This window comes from Pseudomonas ogarae (genome assembly GCF_014268695.2).
Classification (GTDB): domain Bacteria; phylum Pseudomonadota; class Gammaproteobacteria; order Pseudomonadales; family Pseudomonadaceae; genus Aquipseudomonas; species Aquipseudomonas kilonensis.
Genome location: NZ_CP077086.1, coordinates 2049294 through 2070313, shown reverse-complemented (window position 1 = coordinate 2070313; position 21020 = coordinate 2049294). Strand labels below are relative to the sequence as shown.

Sequence of the window (21020 nt, the reverse complement as noted above, 5' to 3'; positions counted from 1 at the left end):
GCGTTGATCGATAGGCCGCTATCGCGAGCAAGCTCGCTCCCACAGGGGGCTAACGCCCCACACGCCGGGCCCTGAGCCCGGCGATCAGCGACGGGCCCAGGGCAACCAGCGCCGACCCCAGCACCACCAGCACCGCCCCGCCATACCCCAGCAGATTGATCTGCTCGGCATGGACATAATCAGGCCACCACCAAGCCGCCATCGCCACTGCGGCGAACGTCACCAGCGGCGTGATCGCCAGCGTCGCGCTGACCCGCGAGGCTTCCCAATGGGCCAAGGCTTCGGCAAACGCACCATAGGCAATCAGCGTGTTGAGGCAGCACGCGAGCAACAGCCAGCCTTGCAACGGGCTCAATTGCAGCGCCTCCAACGGATGCACCCAGGGCGTGAGCAGCAACGCGCAGAACAGGTAGATCACCATCATCACCTGCAACGAATTCCACACCGTCAACAATTGCTTCTGGCCCAGGGCATAGAACGTCCAGACCGTCGACGCCAGCAACACCATCAAGACCCCGGCGGTGTAGTCGCTCAGGGACGTCAGCAACTCGCCCAGGCGCTGGTTGAAGAACAGCGCGAAACCGGTCAGCAGCACCAGCAGGCCGATGCCCTGCCCCACACTGAACCGCTCCTTGAACACGAACAGGCTGGCGACCAGCAACATGATCGGCCCCATCTGCACCACCAATTGCGCGGTGCCGGGGCTCAAGCGATTCAGGCCCATCAGGTACAACACGTAGTTGCCCACCAGCCCGAGCACCGCCATCGCCACCAGCCAGCCGCCGCGTGGGCCCAGGACCTTGTGACTGGGCAGGCGTCGGGTCGCCGCCAAATAGATGAACAGCAAACCGCCGGACACCAGCAAGCGAAACCAGGTCACGGTGACCGGGTCCATCACTTGCAGCACTTGCTTGAGCTTGATCGGCAGGATTCCCCAGAGCAGGGCAGTCAACAGGGCGAGGAACAGGCCGTAGACCCAACGACCGGACGATATGTGCATGCAACCCTCGAAGCCCAAGACAAAGGACGTCCATTCTAGGCGTCTATTGCGTCACGACACAGGGACAGTTGGGCAGAGGCCGCCCATGGGATTGTATGGGTCGTAGCCGTCGATCGGCTGGACAGGCGGGAATCTGGGACAACACATATGCTCATTTTAAACAGACCTCGCTGCACTCTGGAGACCCGACATGCTTGGAAAACGCGCCTTGGATCCCGCCCCTACGACTATTTTTCGCAGTGACCGGATCTGCCGGGTTAACGGCGAGTTTTATTTCAATACACGTGAGGGCACCCAAGAGGGTCCGTTCGCCACCCGCGAGGCGGCAGAAGTGGAGATAGAAGCGTATATCCAGCGGATGCAGCAGCTGACTCAGGTTGCCAGCTAAACACTTCCACGGCTGGCGCAGCACCTTGTAGCGAGGGGATTTATCTGTGGGAGCAAAGCTTGCTCGCGATGCAGACACCTCGGTTTGAGAGACCGCATCAACTTCATCGCGGGCAAGCCTAGCTCCCACAGAGATAAATCCCCTTGCCATAAATAATCCCCTCGTCAGCGCCCGGTTACCTCACCGCCTCAAACAACCCCGTAGCCCCCATCCCACCGCCCACGCACATGGTCACGATGCCGTAGCGCAGGTTGCGCCGTTGCAGCTCGCGCACCAGATGCCCCACTTGCCGCGAGCCGGTCATGCCGAACGGATGGCCGATGGAGATCGAGCCGCCGTTGACGTTGTATTTCTCAGGATCGATTTCCAGCCGGTTGCGGCTGTACAGGCACTGGGAAGCAAACGCCTCGTTGAGTTCCCACAGGTCGATATCGGCGATCTGCAAGCCCTTGGCCTTGAGCAGCTTGGGCACTGAAAACACCGGGCCGATGCCCATCTCGTCCGGCTCACAACCGGCCACGGCGAAGCCACGGAAAAATGCCTTGGGCTTGAGCCCCAGCGCCAGGGCTTTCTCCAGGCTCATCACCAAGGTCATCGAGGCCCCGTCGGACAACTGCGACGAGTTACCCGCCGTCACCGAACCGTCTTCGGCGAACACCGGTTTCAGGCCGGCCAGGCTTTCATAGGTGGTGTCCGGACGGTTGCAATCATCGCGGTCGACCACGCCATCGAGGATCTGCACAGCGCCCGTGTGCTTGTCCTCGACCCGGTACTTGACCGCCATCGGGATGATTTCGTCATCGAACAACCCGGCCGCCTGGGCCTTGGCGGTGCGTTGCTGGCTCTGCAAGGCGTAGCGGTCCTGCTCCTCGCGGCTGACCTGGTAACGACGGGCAACGATCTCGGCCGTCTGGCCCATGGGGAAATAGATCCCGGGCACCTGTTCCTTGAGCAGCGGGTTGATCAGGTTGTCGGTGTTGACGCTTTTCATCGTCAGGCTGATGGATTCCACGCCGCCCGCCACAATGATGTCGCTGCAACCGGAAGCGATCTGGTTGGCGGCGATGGCAATGGCTTGCAGACCCGAGGAGCAGAAACGGTTGAGGGTCATGCCGGCGGTGCCGGTGCCCAATTGCGAGAGCACCGCCACGTTGCGCCCGATGTTGTAGCCCTGGGCACCTTCATTGGACCCGGCTCCGACGATGCAGTCCTCGACACTGGCCGGGTTGATGTCGTTGCGCGCCAGCAAGGCATCGACACAATGGGCCGCCATGTCATCCGGACGGGTCATGTTGAACTTGCCGCGAAAGGACTTGGCCAGGCCGGTCCGTACGCTGTCGACGATCACCACTTCACGCATGGCTGTACCTCATTGTTGTAGTCGGTTGAGAGTGGATCGAGCATAAATCCACTGCATAACCGACCGCGACAATCATTCACCCCGCGTATGCGTGCCCATCGCCCTAGCGCTTCTTCTTGCGAGCCTGTTTTGCAGTCCGCTCGAAAGCTGCCTCCAGCGCCTGGTTGAGGGTGCGCAACACCTTGACCCGCGCCCAGCGCTTGTCGTTGGCTTCCACCAATGTCCAAGGGGAAATCTCGGTGCTGGTGCGGTCGACCATGTCGCACACCGCCGCGCGGTAGGCGTCCCACTTGTCGCGGTTGCGCCAGTCATCCTCGGTGATTTTGAAACGCTTGAACGGGATCTCCTCGCGCTCCTGGAAACGCTCCAGCTGGGTTTCCTTGTCGATGGCCAGCCAGAACTTGACCACCACCACGCCGGCATCGGCGATCTGTTCCTCGAAGTCGTTGATTTCACCGTAGGCCCGCAACCAGTCGGCCTGGCTGCAAAACCCTTCGACCCGCTCCACCAGCACCCGGCCGTACCAGGAGCGGTCGAACATGGTGAACTTGCCTCGCGCGGGAATATGCCGCCAGAACCGCCACATGTAGGGGTGGGCGCGCTCTTCTTCAGTGGGCGCGGCAATCGGCACGATGCTGTATTGGCGCGGGTCCAGGGCCGCCGCAACCCGTCGGATCGCCCCGCCCTTGCCTGCCGCGTCATTGCCTTCGAACACCGCGACCAAGGCATGCTGGCGCATGCGTTTATCCCGCAGCAGGCCGGCGAACCGGGCCTGCTCGGTGATCAGTTGCTCTTCGTAGTCGGCCTTGTCCAGGCGGCGGGTCATGTCCAGGCTGTCGAGCAGCGTGACCTGGCCGTCCAGCGCAGGCAACGGCGCCACGTTGACCTTTTGCGGCTTGATCTTCGACCGGTCCAGGGCCTGTCGCAAGCCGTCGAGCAGGATCCGCCCGACGGTGAGGCTGCGATAACAGCTGTCCATGCCTTCGATTACATGCCACGGCGCGTAGTCGCGACTGGTGCGGCGCAGCACACGCTCGCCGTATTTGACGAACTTGTCGTAGGTCTGGGACTGCTGCCAGTCCAGCGGGCTGATGCGCCAGCTGTGCAGCGGGTCATCCTTGAGCCCCTTGAGCCGAGCCTTCATCTGTTTCTTGGACAGGTGGAACCAGAACTTGAAGATCAGCGCGCCTTCATCGCAAAGCATTTTCTCCAGGCGCTCGGCCCCGGCAATCGCCTGGTCGAGCCGCGGGTCCTTGAACTCGCCATGGACCCGACCTTGCAGCATCTGGCTGTACCAGTTGCCGAAGAAAATACCCATGCGCCCCTTGGCCGGTAGCATCCGCCAGTAGCGCCATGCCGGAGGACGCGCCAGCTCCTCGTCGGTCTGTTGGTCGAAGGTGCGCACTTCGATCAGCCGCGGGTCCATCCACTCGTTGAGCAACTTCACCGTCTCGCCCTTGCCCGCACCTTCGATGCCGTTGATCAACACGATGACCGGAAACCGGCCCTGCTGCTGCAACTCGAATTGCGCCTCCAGCAGCGCTTCACGCAGGGCCGGCACCTCGGCCTCAAAGGTGTCTTTATCGATGACATGACCGATTTCAGCGGATTCAAACATGGGCAGCTCCTTCCGGGGATGGGCCAAGACTAGCGGATTGGATGCGGTCCTGTGCAGCAGATTCCATCCAGATGCGCGCTCTGTTGCGATGGGTCAAGCAAGCCGATACCGATCGGCTAGAATGGCCGCTCAGTTTTGACCGAGCCAGCCATGACGCCCATCCAGCAACACGCCCAACTCGACTGGGATGATCAGGGTCGCCCGCGTTCGCGGGTGTTCGACGATGTGTATTTTTCCGACCAGTCGGGGCTGGAAGAAACCCGTTATGTGTTCCTTGAGCAGAACAACCTGGCCGAGCGTTTCACGGCCCTGACCGATGACGGGCGGCTGGTGATCGGCGAAACCGGATTTGGCACCGGCTTGAATTTCCTCTGCGCCTGGCAACTGTTCGAACAGTGCGCACCGGCAGGCGCCCGGCTGCATTTCGTCAGTGTCGAGAAGTACCCCTTGAGCCCCGAGGACCTGCGCCGGGCCCTGGCCTTGTGGCCGCAACTGAGCCTTCAGGCGGAGCAATTGCTTGAGCAGTACGTGGCGATCCACCAGGGTTTCCAGCGCCTGGTCTTGGCGGACGGACGGGTGACGCTGACCTTGTTGATCGGCGATGCCCTGGAGCAGTTGCCGCAACTGGACGGGCAGATCGACGCCTGGTTCCTCGACGGTTTTGCGCCGGCCAGGAACCCCGAGATGTGGACCGCCGAGCTGTTCGCCGAACTGGCCCGGCTGGCCGCACCCGACGCCACCCTCAGCACCTTCACCAGCACCGGTTGGGTCCGGCGGTTGCTGAACGCGGCGGGCTTCAAGATGAAGCGCACGCCGGGCATCGGCCATAAGTGGGAAATCCTGCGCGGTGTGTTTCTCGGCTGGCCGGAGCAGACACCGGCGCCGTCCCCGGCAAAACCCTGGTACGCCCGCCCCACCGCGCTGACCGGCGAGCGCCGGGCACTGGTGATCGGCGGCGGCCTGGCCGGTTGTGCCAGCGCTGCCAGCCTCGCCGCGCGTGGCTGGCAGGTGACGCTGCTGGAGCGTCATGCCGGGTTGGCCGAGGAAGCTTCCGGCAACCCCCAGGGTGTGCTGTACCTCAAGCTGTCGGCCCACGGCACGGCGTTATCGCAGATGATCCTCAGCGGCTTCGGCTACACCCGGCGTGTGCTGGAGCAACTGCAACGCGGCATTGACTGGGACGCCTGCGGGGTCTTGCAACTGGCCTTCAACAACAAGGAAGCCGAGCGTCAGGCGCAACTGGCCGAGGCGTTCCCAAGGGATTTGCTGCACCCCCTCGATCAATCCGAGGCGCAGGTGCGGTCCGGCATCGGCCTGGCCTGTGGCGGTCTGTTTTACCCCGAGGGCGGCTGGGTGCATCCACCGGCGTTGTGTCGCTGGCAAGCCTCGAGGCCGGCGATTGATGTGCAACCCCATCATGAAGTGCTGCAACTGCGCCGAGTCGACGGCCAATGGCAGGCATGGGACGGCAAACGCTGCCTGGCCAGCGCGCCGGTGGTGATCCTCGCCAGCGCCGCCGAAATCAAACGTTTCGAACCGGCCGCCGACTTGCCGCTCAAGCGCATTCGCGGGCAAATCACCCGACTGCCGCAAACCAGCCGCAGCCAGAGCCTGGCGACCGTGGTGTGCGCCGAAGGCTATGTGGCTCCGCCGCGGCTGGGCGAGCACACCCTGGGCGCCAGTTTCGATTTCAACAGCGACGACCTGACGCCCACCGCCGCCGAGCACGCCGGCAACCTGCAGATGCTCGAAGAAATCTCCCAAGACCTGGTGGATCGCCTGAACGCTGGCAGCCTGGACCCGGAACGCCTCGAAGGTCGCGCGGCGTTCCGTTGCACCAGCCCGGATTACCTGCCGATTGTCGGACCGTTGGCGGACCGCCAGGCCTTTACCGAGGCCTATGCGGCCCTCGGCAAGGACGCCCGCCAGGTGCCGGACACTCCCTGCCCGTGGCTCGACGGCCTGTACATCAACAGCGGCCACGGCTCCCGCGGCCTGATCACCGCGCCGCTGTCGGGCGAACTGATCGCCGCCTGGCTGGACAACGAACCCCTGCCCCTGCCCCGCAGCGTGGCCGAAGCCTGCCATCCGAACCGGTTTGCGTTGCGGGCATTGATTCGGGGCAAGGCCTAACACCGATTATTGACCCGCCACAAACCCTGTGGGAGCCCTGCAACATCCGACCAAACGGGACCCATCCCGCCGGCTTATAACGCATCGATCTAAAACTCACAGCAATCCCTCCGGTCAGTTTCAGGGTACCCGCCCTTTTGGCGGGTGCGGCTTGACCCCTCCCCAACGGAAAAACCGGTAAGGACTTATGTGCGGATTAGCTGGAGAGTTACGTTTCGATCAACAACCTGCGGACCTTGCGGCCGTAGAGCGAATCACCCATCACCTGGCCCCTCGCGGCCCCGACGCCTGGGGTTTTCATAGCCAGGGGCCAATTGCCCTGGGCCATCGGCGCCTGAAAATCATGGACCTGTCGGACGGCTCGGCCCAGCCGATGATCGATAATCAGTTGGGCCTGTCCCTGGCTTTCAACGGCGCGATCTACAACTACCCGGAACTGCGCAGCGAGCTCGAAGGCCTGGGCTACAGCTTCTATTCCGGGGGTGACACCGAAGTGCTGCTCAAGGGCTACCACGCCTGGGGTGAAGCGCTGCTGCCCAAGCTCAACGGCATGTTCGCCTTCGCCATCTGGGAGCGCGATGCCAAGCGGCTGTTCATCGCCCGCGACCGCCTCGGCGTCAAGCCGCTGTACCTGTCACGCACCGGCCAGCGGCTGCGTTTCGCCTCGGCATTGCCGGCGCTGCTCAAGGGCGGCGACATCAACCCGATGCTCGACCCAGTGGCTCTCAACCATTACCTGAATTTCCACGCGGTGGTCCCGGCACCCCGCACCTTGCTGGCCGGTGTTGAAAAACTGCCGCCCGCCACCTGGATGCGCATCGAAGCCGACGGCAGCACCGAGCAGAAAACCTGGTGGACCTTGCCTTACGGCCCTCGAGCCGAGGAACAGCACCTGAACCTGGAAGACTGGATCGATCGCGTGCTCGACAGCACCCGTGAAGCGGTCGCCATTCGCCAACGCGCCGCCGTGGATGTCGGCGTGCTACTTTCCGGTGGCGTGGACTCGAGCATGTTGGTGGGCCTGTTGCGCGAAGTGGGCGTTGAAGACCTGTCCACGTTTTCCATCGGTTTCCAGGATGCCGGCGGCGAGCGCGGTGACGAGTTCCAGTATTCGGACCTGATCGCCAAGCATTACGGCACCCGCCATCACCAACTGCGCATCGACGAGAAAGAGATCATCGAGCAACTGCCGGCAGCGTTTCGTGCCATGAGCGAGCCGATGGTCAGCCACGATTGCATCGCCTTCTACCTGCTGTCGCGGGAAGTGGCCAAGCACTGCAAAGTGGTGCAAAGCGGCCAGGGCGCCGACGAGCTGTTCGCCGGTTACCACTGGTACCCGCAGGTCGATGGCGCCAGCGATCCGTACGCGGCCTATCGCGCCGCGTTCTTCGACCGCAGCTACGAAGAATATGCCGCCACCGTGCAGCCCAAATGGCTGACGGTCAACGATGCGGCCGGTGACTTCGTCAAAGAACATTTCGCCCAGCCCGGGGCCGATGCGGCGGTAGACAAGGCCCTGCGCCTGGACAGCACCGTGATGTTGGTGGACGACCCGGTCAAGCGTGTCGACAACATGACCATGGCCTGGGGTCTGGAAGCGCGCACGCCCTTCCTGGACTACCGCCTGGTGGAACTCTCGGCGCGGGTCCCAGCGAAGTTCAAACTGCCCGATGGCGGCAAGCAGGTGCTCAAGGAGGCCGCCCGGCGGGTGATCCCCGGCGAGGTGATCGACCGCAAGAAAGGCTATTTCCCGGTGCCAGGCCTCAAGCACCTGGAAGGCAACACCCTGGCCTGGGTTCGCGAGTTGCTGCTGGACCCGAGCCAGGACCGCGGCCTGTTCAACCCGGCCATGCTCGACCGCCTGCTGACCGACCCCAACGGCCAGCTCACGCCATTACGCGGCTCGCGACTGTGGCAACTGGCGGCGCTGAACCTGTGGCTCAGCGAGCAAGGAATCTGATCGATGAAACCTCATGCAACGGTTCACAACCAACGCCTCTTGCGCGGCCAGGCGCCCTCCTACGAACGCCTGCAGGCACGCCTGGCCGAAGACGGCAGCGAGTTGGGTGCCGACCCGATCGCGGTGCATTGCGGCTGGGGCCGACTGTTGATCGGCCATACCTTCCCCGACCCGGCGAGCCTGGCCCAGGAACTGCTCAACGAACAACCCGGCGAACGCGACATTGCCTTGTACGTGGCCGCGCCCCAGCAAGTACTGGGGCTGGAACCGGCACAACTGTTCCTCGATCCGTCCGACACCTTGCGCTTGTGGTTCAGCGACTATCGCCAGTCCACACGGGTGTTTCGCGGTTTCCGGATTCGCCGGGCCCAGAACGAGACCGACTGGCAAGCCATCAACCAGCTCTACCAGGCCCGGGGCATGCTGCCCATCGACCCGCTGCGCCTGACCCCGCGTCACGAGGGCGGGCCGGTCTACTGGCTGGCCGAAGACGACGACACCGGCGCGGTGATCGGCAGCGTCATGGGCCTGAATCACCAGAAGGCCTTCAACGACCCGGAAAACGGCAGCAGCCTCTGGTGCCTGGCCGTGGACCCGCAATGTCCGCGGCCCGGTGTTGGCGAAGTACTGGTGCGTCACCTCATCGAGCATTTCATGAGCCGTGGCTTGAGTTACCTCGACCTGTCGGTGTTGCACGACAATCGCCTGGCGAAGAACCTCTACGCCAAACTCGGCTTTCGCAATCTTTCGACCTTCGCCATCAAACGCAAGAACGGCATCAACCAGCCGTTGTTTCTGGGGCCAGGCCCAGAAGCGCAGTTCAATCCTTATGCGCGAATCATTGTCGAAGAAGCTCACCGCCGAGGCATTGACGTGCAGGTGGACGATGCCGAGGCCGGCTTGTTTACCCTGGTCCATGGCAGCCGCCGGGTCCGATGCCGCGAATCCTTGAGCGACCTGACCAGCGCCATCAGCATGACGCTTTGCCAGAACAAAAGCCTGACGCACAAAGTGCTGAAAAACGCCGGCCTGAATCTGCCAGCCCAACAGTTGGCGGGCAATGCCGATGACAACCTGGCGTTTCTCGACGAGCACGAACGGGTGGTGGTCAAGCCGCTGGACGGTGAACAGGGCCAAGGCGTGGCGGTGGATCTGCGCACCATCGAGGAGGTGCAGAACGCCATCGAAGCGGCCCGGCAGTTCGATAGCCAGGTCTTGCTGGAAAGTTTCCACGAGGGGCTGGACCTGCGCATCCTGGTGATCGGTTTTGAAGTGGTGGCGGCGGCGATCCGGCGCCCGGCGGAGGTGATCGGCGATGGCCGGCACACCATCGGTGCGTTGATCGAAGCCCAGAGCCGCCGACGGCAAGCGGCCACGGGCGGCGAAAGCAAAATCCCGATGGACGCCGAGACCCTGCGCACGCTCAGCGCGGCGGGGTTCGACTACGACAGCGTGCTACCGGCTGGGGAACACCTGTTCGTACGGCGGACGGCGAACCTGCATACCGGCGGCGTGCTGGAGGATGTCACCGGCATCCTGCATCCGACCCTCGCTGATGCGGCGGTACGCGCCGCACGGGCGCTGGACATCCCCATGGTCGGCCTCGACCTGTTGGTGCCGGCGGCCGATCAACCCGAGTACGTGTTCATCGAAGCCAACGAACGCGCAGGCCTGGCCAATCACGAACCACAACCCACCGCCGAGCGCTTTGTGGATTTGTTGTTTCCTCATAGCCAGCCGGTGGCTTAGCCCTTCTTCTGTGGCGAGGGAGCTTGCTCCCGCTGGGCTGCGAAGCGGCCCTTCCCCGTAACCCTCCAGGTTTGTGCATTGACCTGGAGCTCAAAGGGGACCGCTTCGCGGTCCAGCGGGAGCAAGCTCCCTCGCCACAAGGTTCCCCTAATTCAACTTAACGTTCCGTGAGGAGTTTCCATGATCAGCAAAATTCCCGAACCGGATCTCGAATACCTGCAAAAGGTCCTGCTGGAGATGCTCGCCATTCCCAGCCCTACCGGCTTTACCGACACCATCGTGCGCTACGTCGCCGAGCGGCTCGAAGAGCTGGGTATCGCTTTTGAGATGACCCGCCGTGGCACGATCCGCGCCACGCTCAAGGGGCGCAAGAGCAGCCCCGACCGGGCCGTGTCGGCGCATCTGGATACCATCGGTGCCTCGGTGCGGGCCATCAAGGACAACGGCCGCCTGACCCTGGCGCCAGTGGGTTGCTGGTCCAGCCGCTTTGCCGAAGGCAGCCGGGTCAGCCTGTTTACCGACACAGGGGTGATTCGTGGCAGCGTGCTGCCGTTGATGGCGTCCGGGCACGCGTTCAACACCGCCGTGGATGAAATGCCCATCAGTTGGGACCACATCGAGCTGCGCCTGGACGCCTACTGCGCCACCCGCGCCGATTGCGAAACCCTGGGGGTGGGTATCGGCGATTACGTGGCCTTCGACCCCTTGCCGGAGTTCACCGAAAGTGGCCATATCAGCGCCCGGCACCTGGACGACAAGGCCGGGGTCGCGGCGTTGCTGGCGGCGCTCAAGGCGATTGTCGACAGCGGTGAAGAACTGCTGATCGATTGTCACCCACTGTTCACCATCACCGAGGAAACCGGTAGCGGTGCGGCCGCCGCACTGCCCTGGGATGTCAGCGAATTCGTCGGCATCGACATCGCGCCGGTCGCCCCTGGCCAACACTCAAGCGAACATGCAGTCAGCGTGGCGATGCAGGACTCCGGAGGCCCTTACGACTACCACCTGTCACGACACTTGTTGAAACTGGCCAAGGAGAACGACGTACCGGCACGCCGCGACCTGTTCCGCTACTACTTCAGCGACGCCCATTCAGCCATTACCGCCGGCCACGACATTCGTACCGCCCTGCTCGCCTTCGGCTGCGACGCCACCCATGGCTACGAACGCACCCACATCGACAGCCTGGCCGCCCTCAGCCGTCTGCTCGGCGCCTACATCCTCAGCCCACCGGTGTTTGCCAGCGACGCGCAACCGGCCCAAGGCTCGCTGGACCGCTTCAGTCATCAGATCGAGCACGATGCGCAAATGGAAAGCGACACCCGGGTGCCGTCGGTGGATAGCCTGGTGGGGCAGCGCTCCGATAACTGATCCAGCTCGCGATACCGGCTGACAGCATGACTCCCTCGGAGCAAGCCCGCTCCCACAAGGATCTGCAATGGCCATAAAACCAGGCTAGCCGCAAAAGCCCATTGGCCGTAGCATCGCCCCATTGTCTAGCCGAGGTACCCCATGCTCATCCCCCACGACCAACTCGAAGTCGACACGCTCACCCGCCTGATCGAGGATTTCGTGACCCGCGACGGCACCGACAATGGTGACGACACGCCCCTGGAAACGCGGGTTCTGCGGGTCAGGCAAGCCCTGACCAAAGGCCAGGCGTTGATCGTCTTCGACCCCGAAAGCGAACAGTGCCAACTGATGCTCAAGCACGACGTGCCCAAGCACCTATTCGACTGAACAGGCCTTGCGAGTGGCAAGGGCCTTTTTCCTCTGGATCTTGTCGTAGATTTCGGAGCGATGGACATCGACGTGCCGGGGCGCTTCCACGCCAAAACGCACGGTACCGCCGCTGACCGACAGCACACGGACTGAAATATCGTCACCGATGGAAATCAACTCACCTACAGCGCGGCTTAGTACAAGCATGGTTCTTGTCCTTAAGAATGTCTGGACCCTGACCATGCCCGGCCTGTTTCCTGTTCTCAAGACACCCGAGAGAATTCAGTAAGGCCCTACAAGCAAAGTTCTCGTGACTGACGGAAACTTCCTGCAAAAAACCTGTTGGACCGTAGGTTATTTCAGGGAGCTGAGAACCGTGGGCCGAATAGAATCACACTTGCCCCCAGCACGCAGAGCGCCACACCGATCCAGTCGCAAGCCAGCGGCCGGACCCGCTCCACCACGGCCAACCAACCGATCGAGGCAACGATATAGATGCCGCCATAGGCGGCGTAGGCGCGCCCGGCATACGTCGCTTCGATGCGGGTCAGCAACAGGGCGAACAACGTGAGGCTGAGCAACGCAGGAACGATCCACCAGGCGCTCTTGCCCTGGCGCAACCACATCCAGAAGGCGTAGCAGCCAGCGATCTCAAACAGCGCGGCGAGAAAAAACCACAGGTAATTGAGCATGCAGATGTCCATCAGGAAGGCCGAATGGCGCCATCCTGAGGACATCGGGCATCCAGGTCAATTGAGGTTTTGCCGGGCCTTGGCGCGCATCTTGTCGGCCATGACGGTCATTTCGTCGTACAGCAACTGCGGATTCTTCTGCTTGAGCGCCCAAGCCATGCGTCCCTGTTCGTGGGGCAGGATCATGAACTGGCCCTGGGCGACCTGCTGGTAGATGTAGTCGGCAATATCCGTGGCGCTGATCGGCGAGCTTTCCAGCAACTTGCCAACCTGGGCCTTCATGGCCGGGGTCGGGCCGCGGAAGGAGTCCAGCAGATTAGTCTGGAAGAACGACGGACACACCACGTGTACACCGATCTCCTGCTGCGCCAGTTCCACTAGCAGGCTTTCCGACAACGCCACGACGCCAGCCTTGGCTACGTTGTAGTTGCTCATGGCCGGCCCCTGCATCAGGGCTGCCATGGAGGCGATGTTGATGATCTTGCCGCGGCTTTTTTCCAATAGCGGCAGGAACGCCTTGCAGCCCTTGACCACGCCCATGAGGTTGATCGCGATCTGCCAGTCCCAATCCTCCAGCGAAAGTTCACTGAAGAACCCACCCGAGGCCACGCCGGCATTGTTGACGATGATATCGATGCCACCGAGCTTCTCTTCGCAGGCCTGGGCGAATGCAGTCAATTGGCTGTAGTCGCGCACATCGCAGCGCTGGATGAAGCCGTCGCCACCGGCGGCGCGTACTAGCTTGAGGGTTTCCACAAGACCCGGCTCGCTGACATCCGACAAGGCCAGGCGCCAGCCTTCGCGAGCCCAGCGCAGCGCGATTTCGCGACCCAGGCCAGAGCCGGCACCAGTGATCATCATGCGATTTTGCATAGCAAACAGCCTTGTTGTTCCGGGAGAGATAGGCCGAGTGTAGCGAAGGCGTTCGGCGGACCAAGCTCCATCAGATTGCTGAATGGCAAGGGCAAACTGTAGACGTATAAAAACTTTGAATTTTCTACAGAGCGCTACGGTCAGATTTATTAAGCCGCCCGGATTTAACGCATGCGCGCTGGCAGTTGAAAGTTGTATCACTCCAGAACTGACCAATAAGGAAATCTACAATGGGCACAATACTCATCATTATCCTGATTCTCCTGCTGATCGGTGGCCTTCCGGTCTTCCCGCACTCCAGAAGTTGGGGTTACGGCCCGTCCGGTATCATCGGTGTGGTGTTGGTGGTGCTGCTGGTCCTGCTGTTACTGGGCAAAATATAACCCCCTAAGTAAGCGCAAAAAAAAGAGGCTTTTTCAAGCCTCTTTTTTATGCGTGCCGTTTATCAGTCCGGCTTGCCGTCAACGACGCCAGCGGTGTTATCCAGCAGGCTCTTGGTCGCGGTTTGCAGGAAAGATTCGAGCTTGAGTTTCATCGGCGCGGTGTCCGGTGCATCCGGGATGATTTCCGCTCGCGGGTTGGCGCCCAGTTCATAGCGATACATCTTCGGCACCATTTCCTTTTCCTTCGGCAGGACCAGGATGTGGTCATCGCGGATGATCGCCGTGGTCTGTTCGCTGCCCGACGGCTTGATCACACCAAAGCCGGGATCGCCTTGCGGCAGGTTCAGCAGGTCACGGCCCCAGCACTGGTTACGCACCTGCCCACCGATCCGGCCCATGATGGTCGGCACGATGTCGACTTGAGTGCCCACGGTGTGGCTACGTTGGCCGAATTTTTCCTGGATACCCGGGCCGATCAACAGCATCGGTACGTTGAAACGGCCCAGGTCCATTTCGGTGATCTGGCGTTCGTTGCCAAAGCCATGGTCGCCGACCACCACGAACAGCGTTTCCTTGAAGTAAGGCTCTTTACGCGCCTTCTCGAAGAACTGGCCCAGCGCCCAGTCGGAATAGCGCATGGCGGTCAGGTGTTCGTTCAGGCTGCCACGGTCGGTGACCCGCTCGACCGGCAACGGCGTCGGCAACGCATAGGGCGTGTGGTTGGACAGGGTTTGCAGCAAGGCATAGAACGGCTTGCCGTTTTCCCGCGCCTTGAGCTCGATCAGGCCGCGGTCGAACATGTCCTGGTCGGACACGCCCCAGGTCGGATCGGAGAACACCGGGTTCACGAAGTCGTTACGCCCGATGAACGTGGTCATGCCCTGGTTGCTGAAGAAACCCGACTGGTTGTCCCAGGCAAAATCGCCGTTGTAGACATACACATCGTCGTAGTCACGGGCGCTGAGCAGTTGCGGCAGGCCCGACAGCTTGTGGCTGCCTTCCGGCGTCTGCATCAGGTATTCGAAACCCGGCAGGTTCGGGAAGCACGCCATGGTGGCGAACATGCCTTGGTGGGTGTGGGTGCCATTGGAGAAGAAACGGTCGAACAGCAGGCCCTCCTTGGAGAGCTTGTCCAGGTAAGGCGTGATATTGCCCGGCGCGCCCAGGGCACCCACCGAGTGACCGGCCATGCTTTCCATGAGAATCACGACCACGTTCTTGATCGGCAGGGTCTTGTCGGCCGGCGGCGTGTAGTCGCGGCGCACGGCGGCTGTCGCGGTGTCCACCAGTTTATCGTCAGGCATCACCAACATGTCGCGCACGGTCTGTTGTGCCAGCGGTTGCTCGAGGGTGGCTTTCCAGATGTTGTCGCGGTCTCCAGACATCCGGCTCTTGGCTGCGGCCACCAGCGACAGCGTACCGTTGAGGCCCAACTGGTTGGCGAAGTTCGAATCGGTGGTGTAGACGTCACCCCAGCGCAGGGGCGGCCCTTGGCGCAAGGTACCGCGCGCGGCGGTCACGGCGACCAGCAGGCAAACGACAAACACCGCGACACGCCCATACCACGGGGCGATCTGCCGAGTGCCAATGGTGCCGCCACTGAACGGCCCACGGGGACGCGTGGCGCGGTCGGCGCCCTTGAACGCCAGGCTGAGGATGATGGTGCCGCCGATCCAGGCCAGCAGGTAGCGCACCACCGGGAAACCGTACCAAAGCATGCTCATCACGGTTTTCGGGTCTTCCTTCACATACTGGAAGACCAGGCCGTTGAGGCGCTGGTGGAATTCACGGTAGAAATCCATTTCCATCAAGCCGAGGAACAGCGCGATGCTGGAAGTGACGGTCAGCCAGAAACGGAAGAACCCACGGGCCGCCATGGCCCTTGCGCTGAACAACGCCAGCAACAACGGGATGCAAAGGTAGACCACCAGGCGCAAGTCCAAACGCAGGCCGTTGAAGAACGCTTCAACGAAGGTCGAGGCCGGCGTATCGAGGATCATCTCGCGGTTGTAGACCAGCAGCGCCACGCGCAGCAGGCTGAACATGACCATCATCACCAGGGCGCAAAGCAACATGTAGGACAGGTGCGATTTGACGGTAGGTTGCAGCAGGCGATGTGTAGTGCGCTGCTGACTCAGGGCGTCCGGGATTGCCATGTCGTTTAAGGACCCTATTGGAGTTGGAGTGACAGAAAGAAACAACGGCGCGCCCTCTGTTGACCAAAGCCTGGCCTCGGGGCGTGCGCAAATGTGCACAAACGGCTATGGCATTGCCATTAAATAACCGGTGGCGATATGAACGCGGGGGATTGTCCGCAAGACGTGGTGAAAATTTCGTTCAAAAGATATTCAGAAATACAAAAAGCCCAGCCTGCTGATGCGCTTGGGCCGAATGCTGTTGTGGCGAGGGGATTTATCTGTGGGAGCAAAGCTTGCTCGCGAAACAGGCGCCTCGATTCCTGAAAGACCGCATCGCCTTTATCGCGAGCAAGCTTTGCTCCCACAGATGCCCCTGCCTCCGGGGCTCCCGTTACTTAATGGAATTGCCGTCCCAAGCCCGCCGGCACGCCTTCGATGGTGGTGTCTTCCCATGGGCCATTCGGGCTGACGGAACGGCTCCAACCGTTGTTCCAGCGGTAATAGGTACGCTGGCGATAGAACGTGTTCGTCTGGTTGTCCAGCACATAGACCCCAAGCTTGGCGTCCCAGTGGCTATTGCCACCTGGCGGCGGAGCGAAGCTGGCAGAGGTGCGCGGCAGTGGTTTGGCCGGTTTGTTCGGGATGACAGGTTTGACCGGCGGTGTGGACGGGGCCGGTTTGGTGGTCGGGGTCGACGGTGGGATCGGTGGCAGCGGCGCCGAGGGCTCCGACGGACGCTGGACCGCACAAGCGCTCAGGCCCATGACGAGCGTGAGCAGGGTGATACGAGCGATGGCGGTCATGGTGCGAATTCCTGTTATTTGTCCGGGCTGTCGATGGTCAGTTGTTGCGGCGCCGTGGTGCTGCTCGCCAGGGGCTGGCTGCGGCCGATCCACTCACCCGCGGTCGGCTGGCCGGCCCGGGAGATGCGCGCCACCAGTTGGACTTCGGGGAAGTTCGACAGTTTCAACTGCGGCATCATTGCGTCCGCGTCACCCAGTTCTACCGTGACCGGCAGATCGGCGACCGTCAGGCGCTTGGCGGCCAGCGGTGCCGGAGGGCCGCTGACGGCGCGAGCGAAGATGAACACGCTGTCGCCCGGCTGCACCTTGGCCTTGAGTGCCGGCGCCAGGTCGACGCGCACCTTGAGCAACGCCGCAGCCTTGGTCACCGGAGCCTGGGCGACCTTGCCGCCACTGGCTTGCAGCTTCTCGGTGGCGCGGGTGATGCCACCCTGCAGCGCTTCACGGGATTTGTCGCCCTCCGGTAGCTCCACCAGCAGACGCCCCCAGTAATCGATCGCGTCCTGATAGCGTTCACCTTCAAAGGCAGCAATGCCCAACAGGCCGAGGCTGGTGACTTCCTTCGGATCGAGCTTCAACGCTTCGTCGGTCAGGGCCTGGAGTTTGTCCGACCATTTCTTGCCATCGGCAAAATATTGCGCCTGGGCCCATTGGCCCAGCAGTTCGGGTTGACGACCGGCCACCGCCACGGTGCGCTCGAAGAGCTTCGCCGCGTCGGCGGGTCGATCCTGGGCCATGTAGGTACGCCCGAGAAAATACAGGCCCTCGGCGTTATCCGGTTGCGCCGCCACCGCACGTTCCAGGCGCAGGGTCATCTCTTCCATCGACTGCGGCGCCTGGGCGAATTCACGGGTCAGCTCAACCTTGTCGCTGGCACCGAAATGCAGGTACAGCGCCAGGCCCAATACCGGCACCAACACAGCGGCGAGCAACGGCAACGGCTTGCCCAACCGGGATTCGCGCGGCGCATCGGCACCCTCGGTGTCGGCGAGCAGTTCACGGGCGGCTTCGGCGCGACCGGTGTCCAGTTGCGCGGCGTTGAGCACGCCCTCCTCCCGCTCGGCCTGCAGTTCGGCAACACGCTCCTGGTACAGCGCCACGTTGAGCGCGGTACGGTCCTCCTCGCGTTGAGCGCGACGACCACGTAGAACAGGGATCAACAGAAAACTCAGGGCAACCAGAAGAAGCAGACCTGCGGCGAGCCAGAAATCAATCATGCTTGGTTTTATCCAACAGTTGGTCGAGGCGCTGGCGCTCTTCGACAGAAAGCGTGTCGGGGGCGGCCGTGCGCTGGACCCGGCGGCGACGGACGATCACTGCAATGACGACGAAACCGCCAAGCAACAGCCCGGCGGGGCCGAACCAGAGCAGCGCGGTCTTGGAGGACAGGGCGGGGTTGTAACGCACGAACTCACCGTAGCGATCGACCATGAAATCGATGATCTGCTGGTTGTCCTTGCCCTCGCCGAGCATGCGGAAGATTTCCTTGCGCAGGTCGGCGGCAATCGGCGCGTTGGAGTCGGCGATGTCCTGGTTCTGGCACTTGGGGCAGCGCAGTTCCTTGGTCAGTTCGCGAAACCGCTCGCGCTCGCCGTCGTTGGCGAATTCGTAGGTGTCGATGGCGGCATGGGCCACACCGGCCAGGCTCAAACCGAGGATGGCGGCGGCTAACCAGCGCTTCATGGCTTGGCCTCGTCCACCAGAGCCTGATACTTGGCGGCGAGTTTCTCGCGCCAGACCTGCTCGTCGATCACGCCGACGAACTTGTCGCGGATGATGCCCTTGGCATCGATGAAGAAGGTTTCCGGCGCCCCGTAGACACCCAGGTTCAGGCCCAGGGAGCCGTCTTCGTCACGGATGTCCAACTGATACGGGTTATGGAACTCGGCCAGCCACTTCAAGGCGTCGGCGTTGACGTCCTTGTAGTTGACGCCGTAGATCACCACGCCGTTCTGGGCCAGCTTGTTCAGCACCGGGTGTTCAACCCGGCAGGAAATGCACCAGGTGCCCCATACGTTGACCAGGGCCGGCTTGCCCAGCAGGTCGGCGCGGGTCAGGGTCTTGTCACCTTGCACCGAAGGCAGGGAGAACTCCGGGAACGGTTTGCCGATCATCGCCGAGGGCAACTCGGTCGGGTTCAGGTACAGCCCACGATACAAGAACACCGCCATCAACAGGAACAATGCCAGCGGCACCAACATCAACCAACGTTTCATGCAGTGGCTCCCGTCACGCCCAAGGCTTCACGCACCCGGGTTTTCACTTTGACTCGATAACGACGATCCAGCGCCGCCAGCACCCCACCCAGGCCGGTGAGCAAGCCACCGAACCAGATCCAGCGTACGAACGGCTTGACATGGACCCGCACCGCCCACGCGCCGTCGCCCAGGGACTCGCCTAGCGCCACGTAGAGATCGCGGGTGAAACCGGCATCGATCCCGGCTTCGGTCATGACCGAGTTCTGCACGGTGTAGAGACGTTTTTCCGGGTGCAGCACAGTGATTTCCTGGCCGTTGCGGATGACCCGCACGGTGCCTTTGTCGGACGTGAAGTTCGGGCCCTCGAAATGTTTGGCACCCTCGAAAACGAACTGATAGCCGGCCAGGTCCATGGACTCACCCGGCGCCAGGCGCAGGTCGCGCTCGGCGCTGTTCTGGCTGGACAGCACCACACCAAGGGCACAGACCGCGATGCCCAGGTGGGCGATCTGCATGCCCCAGTAACTGCGGGTCAGGGTCGGCAGGCCCTTGATCAGGCCTTTGTGCCGGGTCTTGTCGAAGATGTCCCGTACCCCCGCCAGCAACACCCAGGCCGCCAGCACGAACGTCGCCAGCACCGCCCAGTTGAAGTCGCCATACGCCACGCCGGCCACCACGGCCAGGGCGGCCGTGCCCAACAGCACCGGGGTCAACATGCCCAGCAGCCACTTGACCGGAGTGTCTTTCCAGCGCACCAGCATGCCGATGGCCATCACCACCATCAGGATCGCCATCAGCGGGATGAACAGCGCATTGAAGTACGGCGGCCCGACCGACAGCTTGGCGCCGGACAGCGCGTCGAGCACCAGCGGGTACAACGTTCCCAGCAGGATCATCGACGCGGCCACCACCAACACCAGGTTGTTGCCCAGCAGCAGGGTTTCCCGCGACCAGAGGTTGAAGCCGACCTGGCTCTTGACCACTGGCGCACGCAGGGCGAACAACGTCAGCGAGCCGCCGACCACGAACATCAGGAACATCAGGATGAACACGCCACGCTCAGGGTCCGAGGCGAAGGCGTGCACCGACGTCAGCACGCCGGAACGCACCAGGAACGTCCCCAGCAGGCTCAGCGAGAACGCCGCGATGGCCAGCAGCACGGTCCAGCTCTTGAACACACCGCGTTTTTCCGTGACGGCCAGGGAGTGGATCAGCGCCGTGCCCACCAACCAGGGCATGAACGAGGCGTTTTCCACCGGGTCCCAGAACCACCAGCCGCCCCAGCCGAGTTCGTAGTAGGCCCACCACGAACCGAGGGTGATGCCGATGCCGAGGAAGGCCCAGGCGACGATGGTCCATGGGCGCGACCAGCGCGCCCACGCGGCATCGAGACGACCACCGAGCAACGCGGCGATGGCGAAAGCGAAGGCCACGGAGAAGCCGACGTAGCCCATGTAGAGCATCGGCGGGTGAACGATCAGGCCGATGTCTTGCAGCAACGGGTTGAGGTCACGGCCATCCGTCGGCATCTGCGGCAGGATGCGCTCGAACGGGTTGGAGGTGACGATCAAAAACAGCAGGAAACCGGTGCTGATCATGCCCATAACCGCCAGCACCCGGGCCAGCATCACTTGCGGCAACTGTCGGGAGAACACCGAGACGGCGAAGGTCCAGCCGGCGAGGATCAACGCCCAAAGCAACAGCGAGCCTTCGTGGGCGCCCCACACGGCGCTGAACTTGTAGTACCAGGGCAAGGCGCTGTTGGAGTTGCTGGCGACGTATTCCACGGAAAAGTCATCGGCCATGAACGCATAGGTCAGGCAACCGAAGGCGAACAGCATAAAGGCGAACTGCCCCCACGCCGCCGGCTGGGCCAGGCTCATCCACAAGCGATCACCGCGCCAGGCCCCCAGCAAGGGCACCACGGCTTGCACCACGGAAAAACACAAGGCGAGGATCATCGCCAGGTGGCCCAACTCGGGAATAAAGATGCCGGTCGTCAT

Annotated in this window: 19 protein-coding genes; 7 read left to right on the top strand and 12 right to left on the bottom strand. The window is 62.5% G+C overall.

Translation table 11 applies throughout. The features are described from left to right. Positions 1-49: 49 nt before the first annotated feature. On the bottom strand, positions 50-1000 hold the full coding sequence (locus HU749_RS09265; protein ID WP_186649713.1) for a DMT family transporter: 951 nt from the start codon (positions 998-1000) through the stop codon (positions 50-52). A 190-nt stretch (positions 1001-1190) separates the two neighbouring features. Here HU749_RS09265 and HU749_RS09260 point away from each other — a divergent pair, with 190 nt between their 5' ends. Beyond that, positions 1191-1388 carry a DUF6316 family protein gene (locus tag HU749_RS09260; RefSeq protein WP_003199200.1) on the top strand — a complete coding sequence of 66 codons (198 nt, stop codon included), beginning with the start codon at positions 1191-1193 and terminating at the stop codon, positions 1386-1388. Between the two features lie 175 nt (positions 1389-1563). On the opposite strand, the gene HU749_RS09255 is transcribed toward HU749_RS09260, so the two are convergent. Further along, on the bottom strand, positions 1564-2748 hold the full coding sequence (locus HU749_RS09255; RefSeq protein ID WP_186649711.1) for a thiolase family protein: 1185 nt from the start codon (positions 2746-2748) through the stop codon (positions 1564-1566). A gap of 103 nt (positions 2749-2851) precedes the next feature. Further along, the gene (pap, locus tag HU749_RS09250; protein ID WP_079305298.1) at positions 2852-4366 is read right to left on the bottom strand and encodes a polyphosphate:AMP phosphotransferase; all 1515 of its coding nucleotides are present in this window, start codon (positions 4364-4366) and stop codon (positions 2852-2854) included. Positions 4367-4516: 150 nt separating this feature from the next. Here pap and mnmC point away from each other — a divergent pair, with 150 nt between their 5' ends. From mnmC to HU749_RS09225, 5 genes are all read left to right on the top strand, one after another. Beyond that, positions 4517-6499 carry a bifunctional tRNA (5-methylaminomethyl-2-thiouridine)(34)-methyltransferase MnmC2/FAD-dependent 5-carboxymethylaminomethyl-2-thiouridine(34) oxidoreductase MnmC1 gene (mnmC, locus tag HU749_RS09245; RefSeq protein ID WP_079305296.1) on the top strand — a complete coding sequence of 661 codons (1983 nt, stop codon included), beginning with the start codon at positions 4517-4519 and terminating at the stop codon, positions 6497-6499. Between the two features lie 187 nt (positions 6500-6686). Further along, positions 6687-8459, top strand: a complete 1773-nt coding sequence (locus tag HU749_RS09240) for an N-acetylglutaminylglutamine amidotransferase (RefSeq protein WP_186649708.1) — start codon at positions 6687-6689, stop codon at positions 8457-8459. Positions 8460-8462: 3 nt separating this feature from the next. Further along, positions 8463-10208 (top strand): N-acetylglutaminylglutamine synthetase, encoded by a 1746-nt coding sequence (ngg, locus tag HU749_RS09235; RefSeq protein WP_186649705.1) that lies wholly within the window; start codon positions 8463-8465, stop codon positions 10206-10208. A gap of 180 nt (positions 10209-10388) precedes the next feature. Further along, positions 10389-11579 carry an osmoprotectant NAGGN system M42 family peptidase gene (locus HU749_RS09230; RefSeq protein ID WP_014337201.1) on the top strand — a complete coding sequence of 397 codons (1191 nt, stop codon included), beginning with the start codon at positions 10389-10391 and terminating at the stop codon, positions 11577-11579. A 141-nt stretch (positions 11580-11720) separates the two neighbouring features. After that, a complete protein-coding gene (locus tag HU749_RS09225; RefSeq protein WP_003199186.1) occupies positions 11721-11948 on the top strand; it encodes a YheU family protein in 228 nt (75 codons plus the stop codon). On the opposite strand, the gene csrA is transcribed toward HU749_RS09225, so the two are convergent. From csrA to HU749_RS09210, 3 genes are all read right to left on the bottom strand, one after another. Next, positions 11937-12137, bottom strand: a complete 201-nt coding sequence (gene csrA / locus HU749_RS09220; RefSeq protein ID WP_046063008.1) for a carbon storage regulator CsrA — start codon at positions 12135-12137, stop codon at positions 11937-11939. The genes HU749_RS09225 and csrA overlap by 12 nt on opposite strands. A 152-nt stretch (positions 12138-12289) precedes the next feature. Further along, entirely contained in the window at positions 12290-12622 is a 333-nt protein-coding gene (locus HU749_RS09215) for a YnfA family protein (protein WP_079305382.1), read from the bottom strand. Positions 12623-12679: 57 nt separating this feature from the next. Beyond that, entirely contained in the window at positions 12680-13495 is an 816-nt protein-coding gene (locus tag HU749_RS09210) for an SDR family oxidoreductase (protein ID WP_018606529.1), read from the bottom strand. A 230-nt stretch (positions 13496-13725) separates the two neighbouring features. On the opposite strand from HU749_RS09210, the gene HU749_RS09205 reads away from it, so the two are divergent. Next, entirely contained in the window at positions 13726-13878 is a 153-nt protein-coding gene (locus HU749_RS09205; protein WP_003183939.1) for a DUF3309 family protein, read from the top strand. Between the two features lie 62 nt (positions 13879-13940). On the opposite strand, the gene HU749_RS09200 is transcribed toward HU749_RS09205, so the two are convergent. The 6 genes from HU749_RS09200 to HU749_RS09175 form a co-directional block, all read right to left on the bottom strand. Next, on the bottom strand, positions 13941-16034 hold the full coding sequence (locus HU749_RS09200) for an LTA synthase family protein (protein ID WP_186649703.1): 2094 nt from the start codon (positions 16032-16034) through the stop codon (positions 13941-13943). Positions 16035-16411: 377 nt separating this feature from the next. Further along, the gene (locus tag HU749_RS09195; protein ID WP_095962656.1) at positions 16412-16819 is read right to left on the bottom strand and encodes a hypothetical protein; all 408 of its coding nucleotides are present in this window, start codon (positions 16817-16819) and stop codon (positions 16412-16414) included. A 14-nt stretch (positions 16820-16833) separates the two neighbouring features. Then, positions 16834-18036 (bottom strand): c-type cytochrome biogenesis protein CcmI, encoded by a 1203-nt coding sequence (gene ccmI, locus HU749_RS09190; RefSeq protein WP_186649701.1) that lies wholly within the window; start codon positions 18034-18036, stop codon positions 16834-16836. After that, positions 18029-18502, bottom strand: a complete 474-nt coding sequence (locus HU749_RS09185; protein ID WP_018606539.1) for a cytochrome c-type biogenesis protein — start codon at positions 18500-18502, stop codon at positions 18029-18031. The genes ccmI and HU749_RS09185 overlap by 8 nt, the downstream gene beginning before the upstream one ends. After that, positions 18499-19035: a DsbE family thiol:disulfide interchange protein gene (locus HU749_RS09180; RefSeq protein ID WP_018606541.1), complete on the bottom strand. Its 537-nt coding sequence runs from the start codon at positions 19033-19035 to the stop codon at positions 18499-18501. Before HU749_RS09180 ends, HU749_RS09185 begins: the two co-directional genes overlap by 4 nt. After that, positions 19032-21020, bottom strand: coding sequence for a heme lyase CcmF/NrfE family subunit (locus HU749_RS09175; RefSeq protein ID WP_046063003.1), 1989 nt, complete (start codon positions 21018-21020; stop codon positions 19032-19034). Before HU749_RS09175 ends, HU749_RS09180 begins: the two co-directional genes overlap by 4 nt.

Coding starts and splice junctions, on each gene's coding strand:
- HU749_RS09265 (WP_186649713.1), bottom strand. CDS start 1,000: ATGCACATATCGTCCGGTCGTTGGGTCTACGGCCTGTTCCTCGCCCTG.
- HU749_RS09260 (WP_003199200.1), top strand. CDS start 1,191: ATGCTTGGAAAACGCGCCTTGGATCCCGCCCCTACGACTATTTTTCGC.
- HU749_RS09255 (WP_186649711.1), bottom strand. CDS start 2,748: ATGCGTGAAGTGGTGATCGTCGACAGCGTACGGACCGGCCTGGCCAAG.
- pap (WP_079305298.1), bottom strand. CDS start 4,366: ATGTTTGAATCCGCTGAAATCGGTCATGTCATCGATAAAGACACCTTT.
- mnmC (WP_079305296.1), top strand. CDS start 4,517: ATGACGCCCATCCAGCAACACGCCCAACTCGACTGGGATGATCAGGGT.
- HU749_RS09240 (WP_186649708.1), top strand. CDS start 6,687: ATGTGCGGATTAGCTGGAGAGTTACGTTTCGATCAACAACCTGCGGAC.
- ngg (WP_186649705.1), top strand. CDS start 8,463: ATGAAACCTCATGCAACGGTTCACAACCAACGCCTCTTGCGCGGCCAG.
- HU749_RS09230 (WP_014337201.1), top strand. CDS start 10,389: ATGATCAGCAAAATTCCCGAACCGGATCTCGAATACCTGCAAAAGGTC.
- HU749_RS09225 (WP_003199186.1), top strand. CDS start 11,721: ATGCTCATCCCCCACGACCAACTCGAAGTCGACACGCTCACCCGCCTG.
- csrA (WP_046063008.1), bottom strand. CDS start 12,137: ATGCTTGTACTAAGCCGCGCTGTAGGTGAGTTGATTTCCATCGGTGAC.
- HU749_RS09215 (WP_079305382.1), bottom strand. CDS start 12,622: ATGCTCAATTACCTGTGGTTTTTTCTCGCCGCGCTGTTTGAGATCGCT.
- HU749_RS09210 (WP_018606529.1), bottom strand. CDS start 13,495: ATGCAAAATCGCATGATGATCACTGGTGCCGGCTCTGGCCTGGGTCGC.
- HU749_RS09205 (WP_003183939.1), top strand. CDS start 13,726: ATGGGCACAATACTCATCATTATCCTGATTCTCCTGCTGATCGGTGGC.
- HU749_RS09200 (WP_186649703.1), bottom strand. CDS start 16,034: ATGGCAATCCCGGACGCCCTGAGTCAGCAGCGCACTACACATCGCCTG.
- HU749_RS09195 (WP_095962656.1), bottom strand. CDS start 16,819: ATGACCGCCATCGCTCGTATCACCCTGCTCACGCTCGTCATGGGCCTG.
- ccmI (WP_186649701.1), bottom strand. CDS start 18,036: ATGATTGATTTCTGGCTCGCCGCAGGTCTGCTTCTTCTGGTTGCCCTG.
- HU749_RS09185 (WP_018606539.1), bottom strand. CDS start 18,502: ATGAAGCGCTGGTTAGCCGCCGCCATCCTCGGTTTGAGCCTGGCCGGT.
- HU749_RS09180 (WP_018606541.1), bottom strand. CDS start 19,035: ATGAAACGTTGGTTGATGTTGGTGCCGCTGGCATTGTTCCTGTTGATG.
- HU749_RS09175 (WP_046063003.1), bottom strand. CDS start 21,020: ATGACGACCGGCATCTTTATTCCCGAGTTGGGCCACCTGGCGATGATC.